This window comes from Pseudarthrobacter sp. NIBRBAC000502772 (genome assembly GCF_006517235.1).
Lineage (GTDB): Bacteria > Actinomycetota > Actinomycetes > Actinomycetales > Micrococcaceae > Arthrobacter.
This window is the reverse complement of sequence record NZ_CP041188.1, coordinates 4,152,835-4,176,714: the sequence shown is the minus strand read 5'-3', so window position 1 is coordinate 4,176,714 and position 23,880 is coordinate 4,152,835. Positions and strand designations below refer to the sequence as shown.

Genomic DNA, 23,880 nt, shown 5'->3' with positions numbered 1-23,880 from the left:
TCTGCCGTGATGAATGTTCATGCCGCTGTTCTGGGGGCACTGCGCAACAGGATACGCGTTTTGTAGTTGCGTGCGTTGGTAAATCCCCGGCCGGTCCTCTTTATGTGCTTGATCGCTGTGTTGTTGGCCTCCACCTTCGCGGTTGTCGCACCGGTGACAATGAGCACTTCGACCTCCTTCCACCACCGGCAGACCGTGCGCCAGAGCCGGCTCGTTTCGGGCTGCGCGGCCCGTTCCACCAACCCTTCAGACGGTCTTTCGCGGCCGCCGCGTCGGCGAGGGATCCGGTGCCTAATAGCGTTCGCAGTTGCTCCTTGACCAACCAGGCGGCTTGCAGCTTCCCGGTGGCGTCGTCGGTCGCGAACACCGTGCTGAGCCTGTTCCTGGCCCGGTCCGAGAGCGTGTCCCCGGCCCGCAACAGCAGCCGCCGGTTGGTCCAGACGGGATCAATGGAACGCCCCCGCCGGCCATGGACCTGGCGCTGCCGGACTTCGGTGAGCATGTCGTTGCCTAGCTTGACCAGGTGGAACGCGTCGACCGAGACTGCGGTGCGTAGGAGCCACATCCGCAGGGCCTTGCGGAATGCCGCTGACGGGTCGATCGCGACGACCTGCACGCCCAGGCGCCACCGCAGCGGGCGGGAGAATAGCCAGTCTCCGACGCCTTCGCTGTCACGGCCGTTTACGATCCCGAGCACTTGTCCGGTGTCCAGATCGACGATGGTGGTCATCCAGGGTTCGTAGTGAATACTGGCTTCCAAGGGAGCCACCTGTCGTGCGCTTCAGAGCCACCTGCCCAGATCACGGATCGTGTCGTTCAGAGCCGCGATTGGCGTGGTTGAGAGCCACCTGAAAAGCTCCTCCCACCACGTGATGGCCACGTGGTGGGAGGAGTACCGGTAATGGTACGGAAGATCAAGGCGAAACTTGTCTTGCAGTTACGAAATCAGGGTTTATCGGGCAGGTCGATCGCCTCGGCGCAGGGCATCGCGCGCAATAGCGTCCAGGCGGTGCTCGATGCAGCGGACCGGCTCGGCGTCGTCTGGGATGACGTCGCGGAACTGTCGGAAGCCGAGGTGTATGCGGCCGTGTTCCCTGGCCGCGGCGTTCATGAGAGCGTCTTCGCGCAGCCGGACTGGCCCCGAGTTCACACTGAGTTGGCCCGGGTCGGGGTGACGTTGAAGCTGTTGCACCAGGAGTATGTCGACGCAGCGTCCATGGCGCAGGCAACGATGAGCTATGACCGGTTCTGCCGCCTCTATGGCAAACACGCCGCCGTCTTGGGGGGCGACGTCAAGGGTCGGGCACAAGGCCGGCCGCAGTATCGAGGTCGACTGGTCCGGACCCACGATGCAGCTGTTGGATCCGACGACGGGTGAGCTGTCGAGGGTGTATTTGTTCGTCGCGTGCCTGCCGTTCAGCCGGTATGCGTTCGTGGAAGCGAGCCTGGACATGAAGCAGGAGTCGTGGCTGCGCGCCCACACGGCGATGTTCGCGTTCTTCGGTGGCAGCGTCCCGCGCCTGGTCCCGGACAATCTGAAGACCGGGGTGATTTCCCACCCGAAGGAGGGCGAGGTCGTGCTCAACGACGCTTACCGGGAGATGGCGGCGCACTACTCGGCAGCGGTCCTCCCGGGCAGAGTTCGCCACCCTCGAGACAAGAGTGGTGCCGAGAACACGGTCTCCCATGTCGCGACCTGGGTCATCGCCGGCCTCCGGCACGAGCAGTTTACGTCGCTGGCGCAGCTGCGCCTGCGGATCCGGGAACAGATCGATGCCTATAACCGGGAGCCGTTCCAGAAACGTGACGGGTCACGCCCCAGTGTGTTCACCGCGGAGGAGAAGCCGTTGTTGCAGGCGCTGCCAGCGGCCCCATTCGAGATCAGCACGTGGGTCTATAAACGCAAGGTGAACGCCAACGCTCACGTGGTTTGGGCGAAGAACTTCTATTCCGTCCCTTTCAGCCATATCGGCGCCCTCGTTGACTTGCGCGTGACGGAGACGATGCTGGAGGTTTACCGGCGTGACGAGCGCCTGACCAGCCATTTGCTGCTGCCGGCCACGGCCAGCAACCAGTATCGGACGAACGAGGCGGACCTGCCCGAGGGGCGCAGCTTCCAGGCCTGGGACCGGGGCCGGATCGAGGAGTGGGCGGCGCGGGTCGGACCTGCGACGGCGGCAGTGACAGCCAAGATCTTCGAGACCGTGTTCATCGATGAGGCCGGCTTCGACGCGGCGCTGGCGGTGCTGAAACTGTCGCGCCGATTCTCCCCGGCACGCCTCGAAGCGGCCTGCGCGCTGGCGCTGCGGGGCCCGATCCGCTCACCCCGCTATGCGCACCTGCGGCCGATCCTCGACACCGGACAGGACAAAACCGGACACACCCCCGAGCCCGAGCCGGATGATGGCGGTTATGTTCGCGGCGGCGCCTACTACGCCGGAGGCACCCGATGAGCGTCCTGGATGGGGAGACCAAACGCAAGCTCCGCGAGATGAACGCCGGCGAGCTGGTGGAGGCCATCGACCTCCAAGACGACACCCTCAGCATCAGCTTGTCGTTCGAGGAACGGGTCCGCCTGGTCGTCGACGACGCCTACTCCACCTTCATGCACTCGAAAGTGGACGGGCTGATCCGACGGGCGGGGCTTCGTTACCCCAACGCGGACCTGCGGCGCATCGACCTGCTCGACGAGCGCGGCCTCAACCGGCAGCTCCTGACCCAACTCGGGACCTGCTTGTTCGTCACTCGGCAGCAGAACGTCGTCTTCCAGGGGTTCACCGGGTCGGGGAAGTCGTATCTGGGCTGCGCGATCGCGAAACGCGCCTGCGAACATCGGATCCGCGCCCATCATGTTCGGATGCCCGACCTCGAAGAGGCCTGGGTCGCAGCTCAAGACACCCCCGGCGGCGCCGGCAAGTTCCTCCGGAAATACGCTGCCTTCACCCTGCTCGTCATCGACGAGTGGTTACTTGATCGGCCGACGGAATCGATCCGGACGATGTTGCTGGAGTTGATGGAGCGCCGTTACGGCGAGGCGTCGACGGTGTTCTGCACCCAGTATCAGCAGAAGGACTGGCATCACCGCCTCGGCGCCGCCGTCCACGCCGACGCCATCATGGACCGCATCATCCACAACACCACCTGGGTCGACACCGGCACCTACAACATGAGGGAGCAAACCGCCCTGGCCAGCGCCTAACGATCAGGTCGAGGGCCAGTGGCTCCCAAGCACACCACCACTGGCTCTCTTCCGCACGATCGTTGGCTCTGAAGCGCAAGATTGGGTGGCTCTCAAGGCATCAAATACTCACGTAGCGTTTCCGGGCCTTGGTGGCGGGGGCGCGGAAGAACCGCACGGACCGGTAGCGGTGTTCATCGATCCCAAGCATCCGCGGGGCCAGCGCATCAACATCGGGGAGCGTCAGCGCAGCCGAGTCCAGAGCTCGCTGGACCAGCCACCAGGAGACACCGAACGAGGAGGCAGCCTCCGCGGCGGCTCTTCCGGATCCGATCACGGCGGCTACGAGGGCGTCACGGAGCCGGCGGGTGGGTCGTGCACGGCGCGGGACCTGGGCTGTTTCCTCGGTGAATGTCTGGCGCGGGCAGAGGTATTCATCGCAGAAGAATCTCCGCTTGGCCGCAGATCACTTCGATCGGCCCGGCGATGGGGATGTCACGCAGGCGTTGTGGGCGTCGGGAATGCACCCGGCTGCTGATCACGCCGCACGATGGGCAGCAGGACTCGGCAATGGCTTCGACGCTGACCCGCCGCTGCCCGAAGGCGAGGATGTCAGTGTCTATGACGCGGTAATCGGGCAGGTTGAAAATGGCGGTGGCAGCATCTGGGCGTGGGGAAGTAGGCTCGATCAAGGCTCGTAGCTCCTGACTCTCGATGAATGCGTAGAGAACATCCATCACAGCAGGGCTACGAGCCCTTCAAGACACGGAATCCGTTTCACCACGAACCACGGAGAGCCATCAACGCTCACAGGTGGGTACCATTCAAGCCGTCGTTAGGTCCGGTATATCGCTCGGGTGGGAACCGTTCGGGCCGTCCTAGTGGGCTTCGATCAGACTGACATATTCAGTTTTGCGGCGGCATTAGACTTGAATGCTTTTGGCTCTGTCAGGAGCGGAGTGGCGAGGGCTGCCGCGAAGATAACCTCATGGATATTAGAACTAATAGGAGAGAACCCTATATCCCAAAGGGCCACTACGGAGGCGAATACGTAGAGCACCGAAATCTGCTTCTGGGAGGTCACCAGTCTTGTGAGAAGAAGCCATGCAAAATAGGCGGCGAGGACGAGGCCGGCGATTCCGAAGCTCACCCACAGGTCGCTTGCTACGGAGTGGAGTTTGATTTGTTGACCCACCACGTAGGTGTTCACGTACGTGCTGTCCAAGTTCACTCCGGTGGCTTGTAATGCGGACTTTGCCACCAACACGTCTTCGGTGTTGGGCACCACTCCAGGTCCATACCCTATCGGTCGGTTGAGGAGCAGATTCCAAGCCGCAGAAGTCTCGATGCGCCCAGATGCAAGGAGTGATTCGCCGCGACTCAGTTGCTGGGCGGTGATGAGCTGGTTGCGGACGCCCAAGTATCCATCAAGTGCTAGCCAAATGCCCGCTTGGTAGACGCCCCAGAAGACCACACCTAAACCAACAAGGATACCGCCGGTCTTCACCCGGCTGTTGTGATCTCCCCTGTTCCAGAGCCAAAGGATGATCAATCCTGTCACCACCAGGAGGCCGAAGTTACTGCGGTAATCGTTGAGGATGGACATTGCGGCCATCACACCAACGAGGGAAAGGGAGAGGAAACGAGACCGGTTGTTGTAGATGAGGGCGGCGACGAAGACCGTAACAGGCCACGCGAAGGCGTACTTCCAGGCATTGGTGCTCCAGCTGGCCGAAGACATTGCTTGCTGCAGGATCCATCCGCCGCTGTACAAGAGCGCCGTCGTTCGGACGCCAAACTCCTTGCGGGACCAGAGCAGGCTGAGATAGGTCACTAGGGCGCCGACGAGAATAACAACGTACCCGAGGGCCGCCCCATCATCTATCTTGTGGTCTACCTTGGCAATCTCCAGCAGAACCGGTACGGAGACCAGCGCCGCCAGCGATAGTCCAATGGGCCAGCCGATTCGGTACCTGCCGGCGCTGCTCCAGATGACCGGGATTAGCAGCAGCGCCAGAATTAGGCCTGGAGTTGCACCGCCCATTCCGGGGATCGATAGCGCTCTAAGAGGTAGCAGGAACACCACCGCTGCGATAGCTAGCTTCTGCGATTGTTCTCTGAAGTGATCCGTCCCCATGGGTCTAAGAGTACTGGCCCGGAACGGTCTTCCAGTAAATAAAGGGAAGCCGCCCTGTCTGCCACCTCGTCCACGGGCTTGCCGGCGGCCGTCTTGACGGCCTCGATCTCGGAGGCCATGACGAGTGCCGTGGTGGCCTCATCGCCGGTTTCGCCGGTGGGCTCGTGGGCGGCCTGGTAGGTGGTGAAGGTGCACTGCAGGCCGGCGTTCCGGTAACGCAGCATACCGTCCTTGACCTCTTCCCTGGTCCAGCCCGCGGGTTCCTTGACGGCCCAGGCGGGCGGGGTGATGAAATCTGACTAGTCGAACAGATAGATGGCGCCCGCGGCTTCCGCTCCCGCAATGGGTGAGGTATCGGCCGACTCCTGGGGCGCGGCTTCGTCGCTGATGCTGGGAGCCAGGGCGGGAACGGCGTCGGGATCCTTGGTTCCGCCGGCGAGGCCGTTGAACGCCAGGATGCCTGCGACGGCGATGACCGCCACCACTCCCACTCCGCCGGCCACCCAGCCCCACACGGGCAGGCCGGACTTCGGCGTCTGGGTGAAGGAGGGAGCCCGGCCGTACTGATGGCCCGGGTCACCGTAAGGCTGCTGGCCCGGCTGCTGTTCGCAGGGGGGGTGGCCGTACTGCTGTGACTGGGGAGGGGTGCTGTCAAGGCCGCGCATGGAACACTCCGCTGATGCTCACGAAGTGGTCGGGGCATTCGAAACGCCCGCCGCACCGATGGCCGGGCGTGCCGTTCCGGCGCCGCCTGTCAGAATGTACCAATGAGCCATAGTCACCAAACAGCGCCCGGTTGGATCGAACGGCAGACGTGGGAAGAGATCCAGGATCTGGTCCCCATCACTTGCGTGGACTTTGTCCCCGTGCTTCGCTCTGGCAAGGGGCACATCACGCACGTCGGACTTATCCGCAGGGGGAGCCCATTTGGGCAAGACAAATGGTGCCATCTGGGTGGCCGGATAAATCGGCTTGAAACGGCCGAAGGCGCGATCCGCAGGCATTTGAACGATTCACTGGTGTCTCCCAGCATTGTGGTCCCCAACAACCCGCAGCCGACATCTGTGGAGCAGTGGTTCCCTGATGAGCGCCCGGGGTTCGGATTCGATCCCAGGAAACACGCCGTGGGGCTCAACTTTGTCCTTGAATGCACCGCTACCACCGACTTGGAAGTGAGGATTGGTGGAGAAGCAAGAGAGTTTCGCTGGGTGCCTGTCGCGGATGTGAGCAGGCTCGATGACCTTTGGCCGGGAACCGCGGGACTGGTTGCGAAGCTACTGAGCGCTGATGGTGGCCCCGCGCGGTTTGCACTGACCTACCAGACGCTCTCTGCTCGCGCTCTGGCCCATAACGGCCTCATCTGGCAGACGCCGGGGCTCGCCATGACGGCTCAGGCATTTTTGCTCACGATTGCGCTGTCACCGGCAATGTCGCTGTTTGGGCGAATCGCCTCTTGCCTTACCAGTGTCGTCATTTCATTGCTGTGCATTCAACTGATGGCCAAGCATTCCCGGTTGGAGGTCACCGCCACAAAGCAGTTGGAAGCTATGGATAGGGATAATGGCCTTCAGCACATCAACGCCATCATGGATAAGACCGAGTGGCATTGGTATGAGCAGATGCGAAGCCGGATACTTTGGCCAGTGGGCTTTTGGATTGTGTTGGCTGTCTCCCTCACTACCCTTGGAGCCGCAATCTGGTTTCCTGATGTTCTGATCGTCCCGTAGGCAGGGTCAAGCTAGGCTCTGCCTCAGGCTGCCTCCGAGTGCTCAGCACACCGGACCGTGGCAATCAGCGGACCGCCGCCGTCGTCCATTTGATACCGGGTCACGTGGTTGGTGGTCTTGCCGCACGACGGGCAGAAGGTTTTGTGTTGTTTAGTCCCCATATCCAGAGTGTAAGGGTACGGACGTTACGCACAGGTAACGGAAATAATAAATCACGTTCGACTGCCGCGTCCGCGACGGGCCGTGGGGTGAACCCCCGCGTCGTTCTGGTCAGTAGTCGTGCTGAAAAAGCTGAGTACGGGCTACTCGTGCTTTGGGCCGGGACACTCCCTTTAATGTAATTGTCGGCGGGATTCTGGGTTGGTGCCCTACGGTCGCCGCCGGCACCATCATCGCCTTACTGCATGACCAAAGCGCCCGCCCGACGCGACAACAGAAAGCGGCAGGGATCCCATGAGAATCAGAGTGCCCAGCGGGGACGGCCTGGATCCTGGGGATTGCCCCCACCACTTTGTCAGCCGCTGTGATGCGTGTGCCGCTCCGGCGATGCAGCTGGAGTCTTTTGAACCCCGGGACCGCCAAGCCATGGCGATACAGCCCCTCGATTTCCATGCGGAGCCGCCACGGTAGGACAGCCGCGCCGGGCCGCGCCGCTCCGCCTTTGCGGCAGTGGTCCTGGCGGTGGCGGGCGCCGTGGCGCTGGCCGCCAGCCCGGTGCTCAGCGCGTCCGCCAACCGCCAGATCCTGCGCGACGTAGTGGTACCGCCGCTGGACCTGCGTGACTATGCCAGCCCGCTGGCCAGCTTCCGGGACTACGTCAAGAACCAGAAGGAAACCAAGCTCCTCACCGTGGCCGGCCTGCCTGCCGGAGCCAGGATCCGGCTGGCAACGCTGGACTCCTACGACGGCGTGGTGTTCGACGTCTTCGGCGGCAGCTCCAGCAACTACGCGCCTATCAGCAACCCCGCGGCAATCGGAGGTTCCCGTGCAGGCGCCCCCTTGGCGGACACCGGTTCGGTGGATGTCAGAGTTGCCGTTGAGGCGTACAAGGGTGTCTGGCTGCCGTCCAGCGGCACCCTACGCAGTGTGGAGTTCGACGGCGGACGGGGCACCGAGCTGGGCGACTCGCTGTACTTCAACGCCGGAACGGATACGGCCCTGACCACCGCGCGGCTGCAGGCGGGGGACACCTACAGCCTGGGAGTGGCCTATCCCGCGCTGCCTGCCGAGACCGAGCTGGCGCAGGCCGGCTTCGTCACCGTGTCCATGCCGTCGGCGGAGAGTGTGCCGCAGGTTGTGGCCGCCAAAGCCAACGAAATTGTGGGCGATGCCTCGTTGCCCCTGGAACGTGTCCGCAAGCTGGAGACTGCACTGTCCAAGCAGGGCGCCTTCAGCCACGGCCTGGACGGCGAAGCGCGGAGCATGTCCGGGCACGGGGCGCAGCGCATTGCCTCCCTGCTCAACGCCAAACAGATGGTGGGCGACGACGAACAGTACGCAGTGGCCATGGCCCTGATGGCCCGCGAACTGGGCATCCCCGCGCGCGTGGTGATGGGCTTCTACCCGGACCCCAAAAAGCCGCAGGGTTCCGGCGCCGTTGAGCTCACCGGTGATGACGTGCACGCCTGGGTGGAGGTGGCGTTTGCCGGAGCCGGCTGGGTGCCGTTCAACCCGACGCCGTCCGAAGACAACGTTCCCATTCCGCCGGACCCGCAGCCCAAGTCCAAGCCACAGCCGCAGGTGCTGCAGCCGCCACCGCCGCCGCAGGCACCCGCGGAGCTGCCGCCGGATTCCGAGCCCGACGCGCAGGATGCCGAACAGAACCAGCAGGGTCTCTGGGGTGTGCTGGGACCCATCCTGCTGGCGATTGGCATCGGCCTCGTTCCGGTAGCCGTCCTGGTCCTGCCCCTAGTGCTCATTGCCTGGCTGAAGCTGCGCCGTCGCAAAATCCGGGCTGGCACCGGCTCGCCGACGGACCGGATCAGCGGCGGCTGGAGCGAAGTCATGAGTGCCGCCGCGGACCTGGGCACGCCTGTTGCAGCCGGCGCCACCCGGCGGGAGAACGCCGCCAACCTTGCCGAGGCGTTCCCGGCCAGCGGTACCACCACGGTGCTCTTGGCCCACCGCGCGGACAAGGCGGTGTTCGCCGCCGGGCAGCCCAGCGACGACCAGATCCGGGCCTTCTGGGCCGATGTGGATACCTCCGTGCAGGAAATGACCGGCTCGGTGGGGTTCTGGCGGCGCCAGCGGGCCAGGTTCTCGCTCCGGTCACTGGCCTCCCCGGCCGACGGCGGATTGCCCGGGCAGCTGCGGAAGGGCGCCTCGTCGCTGCTTTCGTCGGTGGCCTCAACAGTGAAACCGCTGGTCTCATCGCTGGGCTCACGGATTGCAAGGAGAAAGTAAATGACTGCAAAGCGCGGGCCGGCGGCGCCGCCGGCCATCGACGGCTACCGGTACGTCCAGCCGTTGGGCTCGGGCGGTTTCGCCGACGTCTACCTCTACGAGCAGGACAGGCCGCGGCGGAAGGTGGCCGTCAAAGTGCTGCTGTCCGACCTGAAGACCGACGGCGCCCGGCGCCGCTTCGAATCCGAAGCCAACCTCATGGCGCAGCTGTCCACGCACCCGTTCATTGTCACGATTTACGAAGCGAACGTGTCTGCGTCCGGCCACTCCTACCTGGCCATGGAGTACTGCTCCAAGCCCAACCTGGATGCGCGGATGCGGCGCCAGCGGTTCAGCGTGGACGAGGCGCTGGCGGTGGGCATCCAGGTGGCCTCCGCGGTCGAAACAGCCCACCGGGCCGGAATCGTCCACCGGGACATCAAACCGGCCAACATCCTCGTGACGGACTACAACCGGCCCGCGCTGACGGACTTCGGCATTTCCGGCACCATGGATTCGGCCGCGGACGACGACGGCGGCATGTCCATCCCGTGGTCCCCGCCGGAATCCTTCGGTAGCGCCGAAGCCGACGGCGTGATGGTGGACGTGTGGGCCCTGGGCGCAACGATCTACACGCTGCTGGCCGGCCACTCACCGTTCGCCCTGCCCGGCGGCAACAATGCGCCCCGGGAAATGATGTCCAGGATCGCGTCCATGCCGTTGCCGGGCCTGGGCCGGATCGATATCCCGCAGTCGCTGCAGCAGGTCCTGGCCGTGGCGATGGCCAAGCAGCCCGGTTCCCGCTACCAGTCCGCGCACGCCCTGGGACTGGCCCTGCAGCGGATCCAGGTGGAACTCGGCCTGTCCGTCACCAGCTTTGAAGTGCTGGACGATGGCCCGGACGCCGATCATCCGGACGATGCCCCGGAGGATGCAACCCGGATCCGCGGCGTGGTGTCCATCGACCCGCGGGCGTCCACCACGAACACCGGCTCGTCCGTGCGGGCCTCTGTATCCAACTGGGCGCAGCAGCCGACGCTGCCGAGGACTGGGGTGCCGCAGGTTGGGGCGACGCAGGCTGGGGCGGCGCAATCTGGTGTGCCGCAGGCGCCGGACGAGGCAACCGTGGCCCGGGCCACCGGCTCCGGAACGGGAGCAGCGGCTCCTGCCAGCGCACCGCCGTCGAACGTTCGAGCAGGCTGGGACCGTCCGGCCCCGTTCACGCCCGTGCCCGTGGAAGACACGCAGCTCCGGCCCGCCGCCGTGCAGCCGGATGCGGAACCTGCCCCGGGCGGCGAGCCCGGCGACGCGAGGCGCCGCCCCAAATGGCTGTTGCTGGCGGCCGGGGGAGTGCTCGCCGCGGCCGCTGTGACCGGGATGGTGGTGGTCAACGGGGCGGGCGCTCCCGTCAGTGCGCCGCAGGCCAAACCCAGCTTGGACGGGCCTCTGGACGCAGTTGCGCCGGGCAGTGTGGTGCCAGCCCCGGCCAAGCTTGCCGGCACAAAAGCGGGCAGCAGCGTGACGTTTACGTGGGAGAACCCTGCGCCCGCGGAGGGGGATGTGTACATGTGGCGGCCGGTATCGGTGCTGCAGTCCGGTGAATACACTAGCTCCAGCGAAGCCCGGGCCGTGGTTGCTGCCAGCCCGGACGCCGCTACGTGTGTGGAAGTAGTGATCCGCAGGGGCAACGGCCAGGCCTCGCCGGAACCCGCGAAGGCGTGCGTGCCCTGAGTCGCTGGTTGGCTCCCCGAAGGCCCGCAATACCGGCCTTTGACCCCGCCGTACTCAGCTGGCGCCCAGCCGGCACTCAGCGGGGTTATGGAAACGTTATATATGCTTGATGAGTGAATTTTTGGTCAAGTAGCGGAATCCTGAACATGAACGAACGCCCGGCCGCGCCCGAACCCGGGCTGGTGTCCGGGCGGCAGCACGCACTCGATGGCCTGCGCACCGTCGCGGTGGCCGGCGTTTTTCTCTTCCACACGGTCACCGGGTTCGCCCCCGGTGGATCCATTGGCGTGGACGTTTTCTTCACGCTCAGCGGCTTTGTCATCACTCTGCTGATCATGAAGGAGTACCGCTCCACGGGTCGGCTGCGGCTTGGGGTTTTCTACGCCAAACGGCTCGCCCGGCTCTGGCCGGCGCTGCTGGTTCTTTGTGCTGTGGTGGTTCTGGTCGGCCTGATCTTTCCGTCGTCGGGGTGGGGCGGCCAGGAAGCGGATGCCATTCCGGCGGCTGGCTACCTGATGAACCTGTCCAACTTCGGAGCCTTCGGTTCCTCGACCGGCGGCGGCGCGCTGAGCCCCACCTGGACGCTCGCCGTCGAGGAGCAGTTCTACCTGATCTGGCCAGTGTTGCTCCTGCTGATGCTGCGGTTCTGGAAGGTCCGCACGGTCGCCTGGATAACGGCCGTCCTGGCGGCGGGGTTCCTGGTTTCACGGTTCTTCCTGGTCTCCGGCGGGGCATCGCTGGCCCGGATTTACAACGGGCCGGATACACGGGCTGACGAGTTGCTTCTGGGGTGCGCCGTGGCTCTGGTGTTGTCGTCCATTAGCCCGGGCACCAGGCTCCATGTCTCGCTGCAGGCCGGTGTGCGGCGGGGCGGTCCGTTCGCGGGGCTCGCACTGGTGCTGGCCGTGTTCCTGCTCAAGGAGCCCACCGAACCCGGTGCCTGGTTTGATGTCTTCTGGACCGTGGGCCCGACTGCCTTGGCACTACTGGCCGGGCTGGTCATCGGGTGGCTTGTTCTTCTGCCGGATGGCCTCTTCTCAAAGGTCCTGGGCCACCGCTGGCTTTCCCGCCCGGGCCGGGACCTGTCCTACGGCATGTACCTCTGGCACTTACCGGTCTTTATCCTGCTGATTCCGCTGGTCCCATCGCTCGCCGTCCGCGTACCGCTGACGGCAGCCCTGACCGTGCTGATGGCTTACGGATCGTTCCGATTTGTGGAAACACCCATCCGCCGCTGGGCCTCCAGAAGGCTGGAACCCGCCGTCGTCCGTCCCGCCCCGGAGCCAGTACCGGAACCCGCTCGGGAATTGGAGCTGGCCGGCCGTACCTGAACGAACTGAGTTTCTCCGCGCCGACGCCGGTAAGATGTGCCGGGTGACGAGAAGCGGCGGAGACCCAGCATGACCAAGCAGGAATGGATCAAGTACGGTGCACTCTTTCTGCTGGCCGTGGCTGCCTTCGGGGTGGCAGGAATCGCCCTGACGAATCCGCGTGGCCCAGGCGAAGCCGTCAGCCCTGTGACGGCAAGCTCTCCGGCGGCCACGGTGACTGCCACACCGACTACTACCGCGACCCCGGCACCCACAGCCACTGCAACGGCCCAACAGCTGAAAATCCAGCTTCCCGCCCGGCCCGTCCTCCTGATTCTTGGCGATTCGTACACTGCCGGTGAGGGTGCGGACCAGCCAGACCAGGGGTGGGCGTACGTTGTTGCCAACGCACTCGGATACCCCACCAACATCGACGGTGAGGGCGGAACCGGCTTCGCGTGGGGCGGTGGTCCGCAGGACAGCGCGGCCCGTGAGTACGAAGTCCGGTTGCGGGAAGCCGCTGCGGATCCGCGCTTCGTCCCCAACGTCCTCATACTGCAAGGCGGCCAGAACGACGCCCTGGTCACCAGCCCTGATGAAATCCAAACCGCCACGGCGCAGACCATCGAGGCGGCCCGCACGTTGTGGCCCGGCGTCCAGGTAGTGGTTCTTGGGCCCTCGGCCCCCCAGCCGTTAGCGGAGGAACTGCAAGGTGCGAACAGCGCCGTCCGCGCCGGGGCCGCAGCCGCCGGTGCTCCGTTCATCGACGCCTACGAGGCCGGCTGGTTCACGGGTGCCAACAGCCCCGGATTCGACTTTGACGGTGCGCACCCGAACACCGCCGGCCACGCGCATCTTGCCGAGAAGTTCCTGGAGTCCTGGGCCACGCTGATTCAGTGAGCCAGAGCCCGCCAAGACGGTGTGACTCAGCTGGGCCACGCCTCCAGGCGTGGCTCCTGACGGGCGTCGCCTCCGGGCAGGTTGAAGGCCGGGGCTTTGTGCCCTATGTCCGGTTCCGGGCTGGACCTAGCCTGAAGGCAACAGCGCGGCGAGGCCGCCTGCCGTATTTGCGGGAGGCAAACGGTGAACTCGGCAAAGACAAGCATCATCGCGGGCATCGGCCTGATCGCGGTCGGCGTGCTCATGCTGTTGGACCTGCTCGGCGTCGCGGAGAGCTTCGCTTATGTACCGGCGCTGATGTTCGCCGCGGTGGGGGTGGTGTTCATATCCCTCTTCATTCGAAGCCGCGAGAACTGGTGGGCGGCAATCCCCGGCTCGGTATTCCTGGGCGTGGCCGCCGTCATCACCGTCACTCAACTCACGGCCGGCAGTGCGGGCGGAGCCTACCTGTTCCTGTTCATGGCAGCCGGATTCGCCGCGGTTTACCTGCGCGAGCCGGCCAACTGGTGGGCCCTCATCCCATGCGGGGTGATGTTCACGCTGGCCGTCATCGTGGCCCTCCCGCAGGCGCTCCAAGGCACGCCCGTCGCCGCCGTCCTATTCTTGGGCCTGGCGGCCACGTTCGGGGTGCTGTCCCTTGTCCCGGTCCGAACTTCCGAGAACACCGGCCGGATGAAGTGGCCCTTGATTCCTGCTGCCGTTCTCGGCGGACTGGGAGTGATCTTCGCTCTCCAGGCTATGGCGCTGCTCATCCCCTTGGACTACGCCGTCTCGGCCGTCACGATCCTGGCGGGGATCGCCTTGCTGGTCTACGCCTACCACTCCTACCGCCACGGACAGGACAAGGCGCACGGCCTCTAATCGCGCGCCCTAACGCGTATCAACATCCTCAAACACCAGAAACGTCTGCGTGTCCTGGACGCCCGGCATGGCCTGCAGCTGGTCGAATATCACCCGCCGCAGGTCGGTGTTGTCGATGGCGCGCACCAGGAGGATCACATCAAAATCGCCTCCCACGAGAGCGATGTGATGGACCTCCGGGATCGCGCGCAGCTGCTCGCGCAGCTCACGCCACGAATGCTGGCTCACCTTCAGCGTGACGTAGGCGGAGGACTTCAGCCCGGCCTTGATGGGGTCCACCAGGGCCGTGAACTTGGTCAGGACACCTTCGCCGGTCAGTCTGGCAATGCGCGTGTACGCGTGGGCCCGGGAGATGTGGACATTCTCGGCCACCTGCGTCACGGACATCCTCCCGTCCCGGGTGAGTTCGGCGATGATCCGGCGGTCGACGTCGTCCAGCGGCACCTCCCCGGACTCTCCTTCAAGTCGTGCCAATTCGTCCACCGCTCCCGCTCGTTGTCCAGATCACATTTCAATTCGTCTTCCAGAGTAGGTCCATCCGGCGGAACCTTCCACGATTCGACGAACTACTGGATACGAAACTTCCCCGAGGGCCATACTGGAACCGACTAGTGGCTACAGAAGGACGGACCAATGACGATCTCCGCGGACCACCCTGCGCCCGACCAGGCCCAGCGTTTGCCGGCAGAAGATGCAGTATCCGAAGCGGTGCGGAAGTTCGGCATCACGGTGGAGGACTACATGCTGCCCGCCCGCCACCAGATCCAGATGGTGGACCCGGAGGGACGGCTCAAAGCAGAAAGTGAGCAGGGCACAGAACCCGGCCACGAGTACCCCCTGCCCGCCGACGAGGAACTGCTGGCTGCCTACGAGCAGCTCGTCGTCGGACGCCGCGTCAACGACCAGAACTCAGCCCTGGTCCGCCAGGGCCGCATGGCCGTGTACCCGTCCAGCCACGGCCAGGAAGCCTGCCAGGTGGCAGCCGCACTGTGCCTTTCCGACGGCGACTGGCTGTTCCCCACCTACCGGGACGCCGTGGCGGTCATGGCCCGGGGGGTTGATCCCGTGGAGACCATGACCATCTTCCGCGGTGACTGGCACAGCGGCTACGATCCGTCCCGGCACAAGGTGGGCATCCAGTGCACGCCGCTCACCACGCAGCTGCTCCATGGCGTAGGAGTTGCGCACGCGGCAAAGCTCCGCGGCGAGGACACCGTTGTCCTGGCGATGTGCGGGGACGGCGCCACCAGCGAAGGCGACTTCCATGAGGCCCTGAACTTCGCCGCCGTCTTCCACCTGCCCGTTGTCTTCTTCGTCCAGAACAACAAGTACGCCATCTCGGTGCCGCTGGCGCACCAGTCCGTGGCGCCGTCGCTCGCCCACAAGGCCGTGGGCTACGGCATGGCCGGCGAACGCGTGGACGGCAACGACGTGGTGGCCCTCCTCGCCGTGCTGGACCGCGCAGTGAAGCTCGCACGGGAAGGTTCCGGGCCGCTCCTCGTGGAGGCTCACACGTACCGGATGCAGGCACACACCAACGCCGACGATGCCACCCGCTACCGGCAGGACAGCGAGGTGGCCGAGTGGCAGGCCAAGGATCCCATCAGCCGGATGAAGACGTACCTCACCGGGCGCGGACTGCTGGACGACGACGGCGCCGCGCGGATCGCTGCTCACGCTGAGGACGTTGCCACTCAACTTCGGGACGGCCTGGGCGAGGACGTTCCGGTGGACCCCCAGGAACTCTTCCGGCACGTGTTCTCGGTGCCCACACCACAGCTGAAGGAACAGGCCGCCATGCTGGCCGACGAACTTGCCCGCGAAGCGTCGTCTGAGGAGTCGCCGAAATGAGTCCGACCATCACCACCTCATCCGAGGCGAACGGCAACGTCAGCGCGGCAACTGCCCGTGCGGCAGCGTCCGCCGCTTCTGTGGCTGAAGCTTCCGGACCGCAGGCCGTCACCATGGCCAAGGCCCTCAACACCGCTTTGGCTGATGCGATGCACGCCGACCCGTCCGTCCTGGTCTTCGGCGAGGACGTGGGCCTCCTCGGCGGGGTCTTCCGCATCACGGACGGCCTCACCAAGACCTTCGGGGAGCAGCGCTGCTTCGACACCCCGCTGGCCGAGTCCGGCATTGTGGGCATGGCTGTGGGGATGGCCATGAACGGGATGCGGCCGGTGGTGGAGATGCAGTTCGATGCGTTCGCGTATCCGGCGTTCCAGCAAATCGTCAGCCACGTGGCCAAGATGCACAACCGCACCAGGGGCACCGTAAAGCTGCCCATGGTGATCCGGGTTCCCTACGCCGGCGGCATCGGGGGAGTGGAGCACCACTGCGACTCCTCCGAGTCCTACTACGCCCACACCGCGGGCCTGAAGGTGTTCACCCCAGCCACCGTGGCCGACTCGTACCGGATGCTCCGCGAAGCCATCGATTCGGACGACCCCGTCATGTTTATGGAGCCAAAGAAGCTCTACTGGTCCAAGGACATGGTGGACCTGGAGGGTCTCCGGGCGCAGCACTTGGCCAACACCGCAGCCGGGACGTCCTCGGAAGGCCGTGCCGCCGTCGCCCGTCCCGGGACCGACGCGACGCTCATCGCCTACGGACCGTCCGTGCCCACGGCGCTGGCGGCCGCCGCCGCCGCCGCGGAGGAGGGGCGCTCGCTGGAAGTCATCGACGTCCGCTCCATCGTGCCCTTTGACGATGAGACCGTGTGCGCCTCCGTCCGCAAGACCGGCCGGGCCGTGGTCATCGCAGAAGCGCACGGCTTCGCGTCCGTGTCCTCCGAGATTGTGGCGCGGGTCCAGGAACGCTGCTTCCACTACCTCGCCGCCCCCATCCGCCGCGTGACGGGATTTGACGTCCCGTACCCCGCACCGAAGCTCGAGCACTACTACCTGCCCGGCGTGGACCGCATCCTCGACGCCGTAGACGACCTCCAGTGGGAGAACTGACCATGAGTGAACCGAAAGTATTCCTGCTGCCCGACCTCGGCGAAGGCCTGACCGAAGCCGAACTGGTCAACTGGCTCGTGTCCGTGGGCGATGAGATCCGTGTGGACCAGCCCATCGCCGAAGTGGAGACGGCCAAGTCCATGGTGGAAGTCCCGTCCCCGTACGCCGGCACTGTGACGGTGCTCCACGGCGAGCCCGGCCAGACGCTGGATGTGGGCAAGCCGCTGATCTCGGTGCTTCCGGTGGGCTCGGTGGTTGAGCCTGCCTCGGTGGTTGAGCCTGCCCCGGTGGTTGAGCCTGTCGAAACCAAGCCCGCCGAAACCGGTGCAGCGGATACGTACCGCGAGGAGGAGAAGGCCGGGTCCGGAAACGTGCTGATCGGCTACGGCACTCCCGGCGGCAGCGGCGCTGCCCGTCGAACCAGGACTCCGCGGGCAGTCGCTTCGGTGATTAAGCCCGTCGAAATCCCGGAGGTGGACATCTCGCTCCTCCGGACGCGCGTTCCGGGCAAGCTCGGCGCCGTCATTTCACCGCTCGTCCGGCGCATGGCACGGGAGCACGGCGTGGACCTGGGCAACATCCACGGGTCCGGGGACAGTGGGCTGATCATGCGCAGGGATGTTGAAGCGGTGATCCATCCGATGGTTGAGGCGAGCCCGGAGGCTGCGGTTTCGGCAGGCTCAACCACCGAACGCCCGGAATCTCGACAGGCTCGATCACCGGAGGTTTCGACAGGCTCAACCAACGGCGGCGTTGACACCCGCACAGGTCTGGGCATCTCCTCCCGGACACCCGTCAAGGGTGTCCGCAAGGCCGTTGCCGCCAACATGTCCCGCAGCCGTGCGGAGATCCCCGAGGCCACCGTCTGGGTTGACGTGGATGCTACGGCGCTGGTGGGACTCCGGGCAGGCCTCAAGAAGTCCGATCCGCACAATACGCCGGGGCTCCTCGCATTCATCGCGCGTTTTGTCACTGCCGGGTTAAAACGATTCCCGGAGCTGAACACCCGCATCGAAACGGCAGCCGATGGCGCCCAGGAGATCGCTGGCTTTGCCGGCATCAACCTGGGCTTCGCGGCCCAGACGGACCGCGGACTGATGGTCCCCTCGATCCGCAACGCGGACAAACTCAGTGCCCGCGAACTGGACGCGGAGATCCGCCGGCTCACCGCCGTCGTACGCGAGGGCAAAGCGACGCCGGAGCAGTTGGGCAGCGGCACGTTCACGCTGAACAACTACGGCGTTTTCGGGGTGGACGGTTCCGCAGCCATCATCAACCACCCCGAGGTGGCGATCCTTGGAGTTGGCCGGATCATTGACAAGCCGTGGGTGGTGGACGGGGATCTTGCGGTCCGCAAGGTCACCGAACTGACGCTCACGTTCGATCACCGCGTGTGCGACGGCGGCACAGCAGCCGGGTTCCTGCGTTTCGTAGCCGATGCGATTGAGAATCCGACGTCCATCCTCGCCGACATATAGGTGGCACTGGGCGACCCGGGAATTTGCCTCGACGCGAAGTTACGTAGGCCCGCGCCCCATCACCTGGCTTATCTGGCCAGGCTCAACCCGGGCACAGGCTTCTCTGCATTTTGCAAGTGCCTACACTTTGGTCAGTTGGAGATGTCTTTAGCATCGCTGAGCCCGGCGAGGGCTTTGCGAAGTCGGGCGTCGGCTTCGTCCGCGACCTCCCGGACGGCCGGGCTGTCGCTGAGCTGGACCATGGTTTGTGGGTCGATGGCGTCGATGGTGGTTTCGAGCGCGTTCTTGCCTCGTCTGACAACGACATTGCATGGAAGCAGCGCACCGAGTTCCGGCTCGGCTGCGAGGGCGCGGCTCGCCAGGGTGGGGTTGCAGGCGCCGAGGATTACATAGTCGCCGATGGCGTCGGCGGCCTCGGTGCCGAGTTTGGCTTCAAACGTGGAGCGGACGTCGATTTCCGTCAGTATGCCAAAGCCTTGTTCACCGAGCGCCTCGCGGGTGCGCTGGACAGCATCCTCCCAGGACAGCGGGACGGTAACAGTGTGGGTATAGCTCATGGGCCTGCTCCTCATATGTCGTTACAGATACGGCCGGTTCGGGGTGGGGGCCCCGCCGGGGCAGTTTGGGGGAACCTGCCCCGGCACGGGGTCTGAGGTCCCTGCTTTTCAGGCGAGGGAGAGGAAGAGCTTTTCGAGTTCTTTTTTGTCCATGGTGGTGTCTTCACGGACGATGCACTGCTCAAGGCCGCTGGCGATGATGGCGAACCCGGCCCTGTCCAGGGCCTTCGAGACGGCAGCCAACTGCGTGACGATGTCCTTGCAGTCCCTGCCCTCCTCCAGCATGCGCGTGACAGCTGCGAGCTGGCCCTGGGCGCGCTTGAGGCGGTTGACCACCGGGGTCAGTTCAGTCGGATCGAGTTGCATGAAGTCTCCAAAAGAGTGGGCGTCTTGCCACCAACTATATACCCCATGGGGTGTTTTGCATACCCCCATGGGTATCTGTAATACTGGGTGGGGTATCCACCAACCCCTTCGAGAGGCCCCCATGACTTCCCTTTCTCCATCCATCGCCATTACCGCCCTGGCGCCGGAGTCCTTGCGCAGCTGGATCTCCGATCATCAGGACCTTGTGGTTATCGACGTGCGCTCTGCCGCTGAGTTCGAGTCGATGCACATCCGCGGCTCCTACAACGTTCCACTGCCGCTGCTGTCCGAACACACTGACGAACTGGCCGACCGCCTGGGCAGCCGGGTCGTCCTGGTCTGTCAGTCCGGCGCCCGCGCCGAGCAGGCGCGTCAGCGCCTCGCCGGTTCCGGCATCGATATGGCCTACGTCCTGACCGGCGGCGTCCCCGGCTTCGCGGCGAGTGGTGGCGACGTGGTCAAGGGCAAGGACCGTTGGGACCTGGAGCGGCAGGTCCGATTCGCCGCCGGGTCCCTGGTGGTTCTGGGCCTGGCCGGCGGCAAATTCGTTTCGCCGAGGATCCGGATGCTTGCCGGCATCATCGGGGCAGGCCTGACCTTCTCCGCGGCCACCAACACCTGTGCCATGGGCCAGGCCATCTCGGCGATGCCATGGAACAAGGCCGCCAAGGAACCCACCCGCGAAAGTGCCATCCTGACCCTTCCTGTCGCTGACGCCCAGGAAGAGGTCAAGGCCTCATGACCGCCACCCTGATCCTGGTCCTTGCCCTGTCTGTAGTGATCGGGCTCTCCCTCGGCGTCCTGGGCGGCGGCGGATCGATCCTGACTGTCCCGATCCTGGTCTACGTGGCCGGGTTCGATGCCAAGGAAGCCATCGCCGCTTCGCTCTTCGTCGTCGGCGTCACCTCCGCTGTCAGCGTGCTCAGCCACGCCCGCAGGGGCAGGGTGATGTGGCGGACGGGCCTGATCTTCGGCGCAGCCGGGATGGCGGGCGCGTTCGTCGGCGGCCTCCTGGGCGGACATATCCCGGGCCAGGTCCTGCTCATCGCCTTTGCGGTCATGATGGTGGCCACGTCCGTAGCCATGCTTCGCGGCCGGAAGAAAAAGTCCGACGACGGCGCCACGCCGGTCAAGCATGAACTACCCCTGGGCAGGGTGCTGCTGGACGGGGCCGTCGTCGGGCTCGTGACCGGCCTGGTCGGCGCGGGCGGCGGATTCCTTGTGGTCCCGGCCCTGGCACTCCTGGGCGGCCTGCCGATGTCAGTTGCCGTCGGCACGTCGCTGGTAGTCATCGCCATGAAGTCCTTCGCGGGGCTCGCCGGATACCTCACCACCGTGCAGCTGGACTGGGGCATTACCCTCGGCGTGACTGCTGCTGCCATCGTCGGTACCCTTGCCGGCTCCAAGCTGGCCGGACGTATCCCGGAAGCTGCGCTGCGGAAGGCCTTCGGCTGGTTTGTCCTCGCGATGGGAACCTTCGTCCTTGTCCAGCAGGCCCCAGCCGACCTGAGGTGGTTCGTCACCGCCGGCGTCGCAGCCCTGACGGCAGCGACCGCCGGCGTCTGCTGGTTCTTCATCAGCTCCTGCCCCCTGCGCAACCGCAGCGGCCGGCGTCGAAACGTTCCCTCCCCCGCCTGAACCCCACCATCACCCCAAGCAAGGAGAACATCATGGGCCTCATCAGCTCCCTGAAGAAGGCATTCAGCAAGCCGTACAAGACGGTATCCGTCGCTGAGGCGAAGGAACTCCTGGCCTCAGGCGCCGCCCTGATCGACGTTCGCACCGTCCAGGAATGGCGCTCCGGACGGGCCCCGCAGGCCAGCCATGTCCCGCTGGACAGGCTCCAGACCAGCACCACCGGAGTCCAGAAGACCCGGCCCGTGATCGCCATGTGCCAGTCCGGGATCCGATCCGCTTCCGCCGCCCGCCTGCTTGCTGAAAAGGGCTACGAGGCATATTCCCTGCGCGGCGGCATGGTCGCCTGGCGCCAGGCCGGCGAACCCGTCCGCTAAGGACAACACCCAATTATCCGAAGGAGAAACCGATGACTGAAATCACCGTCAACGAAGCCGACCAGCGCCGATCCACTGACCGGATCCTCGATGTCCGCGAGGACTTCGAGGTCGCCGAAGGCATGATTCCGGGAGCACTGCACATCCCCATGGGGCAGCTGCAGGCACGACTGTCCGAGCTGGACCCCGCAGTCCCCGTCATCGCTGTCTGCCGCAGCGGCAACCGGTCCGCCCGCGTCGCAGACGCACTCAACGGGGCCGGCTTCACCGCCGACACCATGGCCGGCGGCATGATCGCCTGGAACCGCGCAGGCCTCCCCACCACCTGACCACCGGTCAGGACCATATACCCGCGTTAGAGGACACCGGAAGGACACGAACTGGTCATGGCAACCATCGACATCACTGAACAGAACTTCGCCGAAACCCTGGAGAACAACGAGATCGTCTTCGTTGATTTCTGGGCAGCCTGGTGTGGCCCCTGCCGCATGTTCGCACCCACTTACGGCGCCGCCGCCGAACGGCACGCGGACATCACCTTCGCCAAGGTCGACACCGAAGCCGAACAGGCCCTCGCCGCCGCGGCCGGCATCACCTCCATCCCTACCCTGATGGCTTTCAAGGACAAAACCCTGGTCTTCTCCCAGCCCGGAGCGCTCAACTCCACCGGACTCGAAGAAGTCATTCTGGGCGTAAAGAACCTGGACATGGACAAGCTCCGTGCCGACTCAGCGCAGCACCACCCCTAACATCCCAACGAAAGACAGCTGCTACACCCAGCATTGCGGGATACCCCCAGGGGTATTAGAATTGATGCAGGAACAGACACGAAACTTCCCCTCATGAAGGAGAGCACCAATGCTTATCGAGCGCATTTACGACGAAGACCTCGCCCAGGCCAGCTACCTGGTCGGCTGCCAGGCCAACGGAACCGCAGTGGTGGTTGACGGCCGCCGGGACATCGCGGTCTACCAGGATCTGGCGAAGAAGAACGGCATGAAGATCGTGGCGGTCACCGAAACCCACATCCACGCCGACTACCTGTCCGGCACCCGCGAACTCGCCGCCGCCACAGGCGCGAAAATCTACGTCTCCGGCGAAGGCGGTCCGGACTGGCAGTATGAATTCGACGGCGAACGCCTTTACGACGGTGACACCATCACCATTGGCAACATCAGCATCCAGGCCCTCCACACCCCCGGGCACACCCCCGAGCACCTGTCGTTCCTGGTGACCGACGGCGCATTCAGCGACCAGCCCGGCTACCTGCTCTCCGGCGACTTCGTCTTCTCCGGTGACCTGGGCCGTCCGGACCTGCTCGACGAGGCAGCCGGCGGCATCGACACCCGCTTCGAGGGCGCCAAGCAGCTGTTCGCCAGCCTGCGGGACAAGTTCCTGACCCTGCCGGACTACGTCCAGGTCCATCCCGGTCACGGCGCCGGCAGTGCCTGCGGCAAGGCCCTGGGCGCCATCCCCTCCTCCACCGTCGGCTACGAGCGCCTCTACGCCTGGTGGGGCCCGTACCTGGCCGCCAACGAGGAACAGGGCTTCATCGACGAACTCCTCGACGGCCAGCCCGACGCGCACGCTTACTTCGGCCGCATGAAGCGCGAAAACCGTGAAGGCCCGGCCATCATGGGCGAACGCGCCCCGCTTCAGGAATTGGACCCGGCCGGCGTCGCGAAGGACCTCGCCGAGGACACCGTCACCTTCATCGACACCCGCCACCACACCGAAGTCCACGAAGGCGCGGTCACTCGCTCACTGAACGTTCCCGCCGGCAAGTCCGTGGCCAGCTACGGCTCCTGGGTGGTCAACCCGGAAACCGACAAGAACCCTCTGGTGCTCCTGGCTTCCGACCAGGAAACCGCGCAGGACATGTGGGACCACCTCGTCCGGGTCGGCATCGACAACGTTGCCGGCTACGTCACCAGCATCCAGGGACTCCCCACGTTCACGCCGAAGCTGATCCAACCCGCGGCCCTCGCCGGCTTCGATGCGGCCATGGTGCTGGACATCCGCAACCGCACCGAGCACACCGCCGGGAACATCCCCGGCTCCCACCAGCTCAGCGGCGGCCGTGTCATGTGGCACCTCGATGAGCTGCCCACCGACGGCACCATCGTGACCTACTGCCAGTCCGGGGTCCGGAACTCCGTGGCTGCCAGCGCCCTGCGCCGCGCCGGGTACGACGTCGTCGAGCTCGACGGCAGCTACGCCGCCTGGGACGCCTGGCAGAACTCTGGCCAGTCAGCCAGGGCATAGAACCACCGGCATCAGC

The 23,880-nt window shown here is 65.2% G+C and carries 24 protein-coding genes and 3 pseudogenes; 17 read left to right on the top strand and 10 right to left on the bottom strand.

Going from position 1 to position 23,880, the window contains the following annotated elements; translation table 11 throughout:
* Window positions 1-17: 17 nt before the first annotated feature.
* Window positions 18-730 (bottom strand): annotated as a pseudogene (locus NIBR502772_RS19395) (transposase).
* Window positions 731-901: 171 nt separating this feature from the next.
* Between NIBR502772_RS19395 and istA the strand changes: the two are divergent.
* A pseudogene (istA, locus tag NIBR502772_RS19390) lies at window positions 902-2,453 on the top strand (IS21 family transposase).
* Window positions 2,450-3,199 (top strand): ATP-binding protein, encoded by a 750-nt coding sequence (locus NIBR502772_RS19385; RefSeq protein WP_141141400.1) that lies wholly within the window; start codon window positions 2,450-2,452, stop codon window positions 3,197-3,199. The pseudogene istA and the gene NIBR502772_RS19385 overlap by 4 nt, the downstream one beginning before the upstream one ends.
* A gap of 100 nt (window positions 3,200-3,299) precedes the next feature.
* Here NIBR502772_RS19385 and NIBR502772_RS22520 read toward each other — a convergent pair.
* The 5 genes and pseudogenes from NIBR502772_RS22520 to NIBR502772_RS19365 form a co-directional block, all read right to left on the bottom strand.
* A pseudogene (locus tag NIBR502772_RS22520) lies at window positions 3,300-3,518 on the bottom strand (ISL3 family transposase); the annotation flags it as partial.
* A gap of 94 nt (window positions 3,519-3,612) precedes the next feature.
* Entirely contained in the window at window positions 3,613-3,915 is a 303-nt protein-coding gene (locus tag NIBR502772_RS22515) for a transposase family protein (protein ID WP_168223578.1), read from the bottom strand.
* Window positions 3,916-4,070: 155 nt separating this feature from the next.
* A complete protein-coding gene (locus tag NIBR502772_RS19375) occupies window positions 4,071-5,315 on the bottom strand; it encodes a hypothetical protein (RefSeq protein WP_141141399.1) in 1,245 nt (414 codons plus the stop codon).
* Entirely contained in the window at window positions 5,276-5,539 is a 264-nt protein-coding gene (locus tag NIBR502772_RS19370) for a hypothetical protein (protein WP_141141398.1), read from the bottom strand. Before NIBR502772_RS19370 ends, NIBR502772_RS19375 begins: the two co-directional genes overlap by 40 nt.
* Before the next feature lie 75 nt (window positions 5,540-5,614).
* On the bottom strand, window positions 5,615-5,980 hold the full coding sequence (locus tag NIBR502772_RS19365) for a hypothetical protein (protein ID WP_141141397.1): 366 nt from the start codon (window positions 5,978-5,980) through the stop codon (window positions 5,615-5,617).
* A gap of 102 nt (window positions 5,981-6,082) precedes the next feature.
* Between NIBR502772_RS19365 and NIBR502772_RS19360 the strand changes: the two genes are divergently transcribed.
* Complete coding sequence (locus tag NIBR502772_RS19360) at window positions 6,083-7,042, top strand: DUF4916 domain-containing protein (RefSeq protein WP_141141396.1); 960 nt, start codon at window positions 6,083-6,085, stop codon at window positions 7,040-7,042.
* 23 nt (window positions 7,043-7,065) lie between these two features.
* Here the strand turns inward: NIBR502772_RS19360 and NIBR502772_RS22510 are convergent, their stop codons facing one another.
* Window positions 7,066-7,203, bottom strand: coding sequence for a hypothetical protein (locus NIBR502772_RS22510; RefSeq protein ID WP_168223577.1), 138 nt, complete (start codon window positions 7,201-7,203; stop codon window positions 7,066-7,068).
* 520 nt (window positions 7,204-7,723) lie between these two features.
* On the opposite strand from NIBR502772_RS22510, the gene NIBR502772_RS19355 reads away from it, so the two are divergent.
* The 5 genes from NIBR502772_RS19355 to NIBR502772_RS19335 all read left to right on the top strand — a co-directional run bounded on the left by NIBR502772_RS19355 (window position 7,724) and on the right by NIBR502772_RS19335 (window position 14,226).
* Entirely contained in the window at window positions 7,724-9,445 is a 1,722-nt protein-coding gene (locus tag NIBR502772_RS19355; protein WP_141141395.1) for a transglutaminase domain-containing protein, read from the top strand.
* Window positions 9,446-11,155, top strand: a complete 1,710-nt coding sequence (locus NIBR502772_RS19350) for a serine/threonine-protein kinase (protein WP_141141394.1) — start codon at window positions 9,446-9,448, stop codon at window positions 11,153-11,155.
* A 146-nt stretch (window positions 11,156-11,301) separates the two neighbouring features.
* Window positions 11,302-12,486: an acyltransferase gene (locus NIBR502772_RS19345; RefSeq protein ID WP_141141393.1), complete on the top strand. Its 1,185-nt coding sequence runs from the start codon at window positions 11,302-11,304 to the stop codon at window positions 12,484-12,486.
* A gap of 69 nt (window positions 12,487-12,555) precedes the next feature.
* A complete protein-coding gene (locus NIBR502772_RS19340; protein ID WP_141141392.1) occupies window positions 12,556-13,365 on the top strand; it encodes an SGNH/GDSL hydrolase family protein in 810 nt (269 codons plus the stop codon).
* Window positions 13,366-13,548: 183 nt separating this feature from the next.
* Entirely contained in the window at window positions 13,549-14,226 is a 678-nt protein-coding gene (locus NIBR502772_RS19335; RefSeq protein WP_141141391.1) for a hypothetical protein, read from the top strand.
* 9 nt (window positions 14,227-14,235) lie between these two features.
* Here NIBR502772_RS19335 and NIBR502772_RS19330 read toward each other — a convergent pair whose 3' ends face one another.
* Window positions 14,236-14,700: an Lrp/AsnC family transcriptional regulator gene (locus NIBR502772_RS19330; protein ID WP_141141390.1), complete on the bottom strand. Its 465-nt coding sequence runs from the start codon at window positions 14,698-14,700 to the stop codon at window positions 14,236-14,238.
* 159 nt (window positions 14,701-14,859) lie between these two features.
* On the opposite strand from NIBR502772_RS19330, the gene NIBR502772_RS19325 reads away from it, so the two are divergent.
* The 3 genes from NIBR502772_RS19325 to NIBR502772_RS19315 are packed head-to-tail and all read left to right on the top strand — an operon-like array spanning window position 14,860 to window position 18,664.
* Window positions 14,860-16,077 (top strand): thiamine pyrophosphate-dependent dehydrogenase E1 component subunit alpha, encoded by a 1,218-nt coding sequence (locus tag NIBR502772_RS19325; protein WP_141141389.1) that lies wholly within the window; start codon window positions 14,860-14,862, stop codon window positions 16,075-16,077.
* Window positions 16,074-17,186 (top strand): alpha-ketoacid dehydrogenase subunit beta, encoded by a 1,113-nt coding sequence (locus NIBR502772_RS19320; protein ID WP_141141388.1) that lies wholly within the window; start codon window positions 16,074-16,076, stop codon window positions 17,184-17,186. Before NIBR502772_RS19325 ends, NIBR502772_RS19320 begins: the two co-directional genes overlap by 4 nt.
* Window positions 17,187-17,188: 2 nt before the next feature.
* A complete protein-coding gene (locus NIBR502772_RS19315) occupies window positions 17,189-18,664 on the top strand; it encodes a dihydrolipoamide acetyltransferase family protein (protein ID WP_141141387.1) in 1,476 nt (491 codons plus the stop codon).
* 131 nt (window positions 18,665-18,795) lie between these two features.
* Here the strand turns inward: NIBR502772_RS19315 and NIBR502772_RS19310 are convergent, their stop codons facing one another.
* Window positions 18,796-19,221, bottom strand: a complete 426-nt coding sequence (locus NIBR502772_RS19310; protein WP_141141386.1) for a DUF302 domain-containing protein — start codon at window positions 19,219-19,221, stop codon at window positions 18,796-18,798.
* A gap of 108 nt (window positions 19,222-19,329) precedes the next feature.
* Window positions 19,330-19,587 (bottom strand): metal-sensitive transcriptional regulator, encoded by a 258-nt coding sequence (locus NIBR502772_RS19305; RefSeq protein ID WP_141141385.1) that lies wholly within the window; start codon window positions 19,585-19,587, stop codon window positions 19,330-19,332.
* Window positions 19,588-19,708: 121 nt separating this feature from the next.
* On the opposite strand from NIBR502772_RS19305, the gene NIBR502772_RS19300 reads away from it, so the two are divergent.
* The 6 genes from NIBR502772_RS19300 to NIBR502772_RS19275 all read left to right on the top strand — a co-directional run bounded on the left by NIBR502772_RS19300 (window position 19,709) and on the right by NIBR502772_RS19275 (window position 23,864).
* Window positions 19,709-20,329 carry a rhodanese-like domain-containing protein gene (locus NIBR502772_RS19300; protein WP_141141384.1) on the top strand — a complete coding sequence of 207 codons (621 nt, stop codon included), beginning with the start codon at window positions 19,709-19,711 and terminating at the stop codon, window positions 20,327-20,329.
* Window positions 20,326-21,225 carry a sulfite exporter TauE/SafE family protein gene (locus NIBR502772_RS19295; RefSeq protein WP_141141383.1) on the top strand — a complete coding sequence of 300 codons (900 nt, stop codon included), beginning with the start codon at window positions 20,326-20,328 and terminating at the stop codon, window positions 21,223-21,225. The genes NIBR502772_RS19300 and NIBR502772_RS19295 overlap by 4 nt, the downstream gene beginning before the upstream one ends.
* A 32-nt stretch (window positions 21,226-21,257) precedes the next feature.
* Window positions 21,258-21,599: a rhodanese-like domain-containing protein gene (locus NIBR502772_RS19290; RefSeq protein ID WP_141141382.1), complete on the top strand. Its 342-nt coding sequence runs from the start codon at window positions 21,258-21,260 to the stop codon at window positions 21,597-21,599.
* A 32-nt stretch (window positions 21,600-21,631) separates the two neighbouring features.
* Window positions 21,632-21,928 (top strand): rhodanese-like domain-containing protein, encoded by a 297-nt coding sequence (locus NIBR502772_RS19285; RefSeq protein WP_141141381.1) that lies wholly within the window; start codon window positions 21,632-21,634, stop codon window positions 21,926-21,928.
* Window positions 21,929-21,985: 57 nt separating this feature from the next.
* A complete protein-coding gene (trxA, locus tag NIBR502772_RS19280) occupies window positions 21,986-22,348 on the top strand; it encodes a thioredoxin (RefSeq protein ID WP_141141380.1) in 363 nt (120 codons plus the stop codon).
* A 109-nt stretch (window positions 22,349-22,457) separates the two neighbouring features.
* Entirely contained in the window at window positions 22,458-23,864 is a 1,407-nt protein-coding gene (locus NIBR502772_RS19275; RefSeq protein WP_141141379.1) for a rhodanese-like domain-containing protein, read from the top strand.
* Window positions 23,865-23,880: the final 16 nt, after the last annotated feature.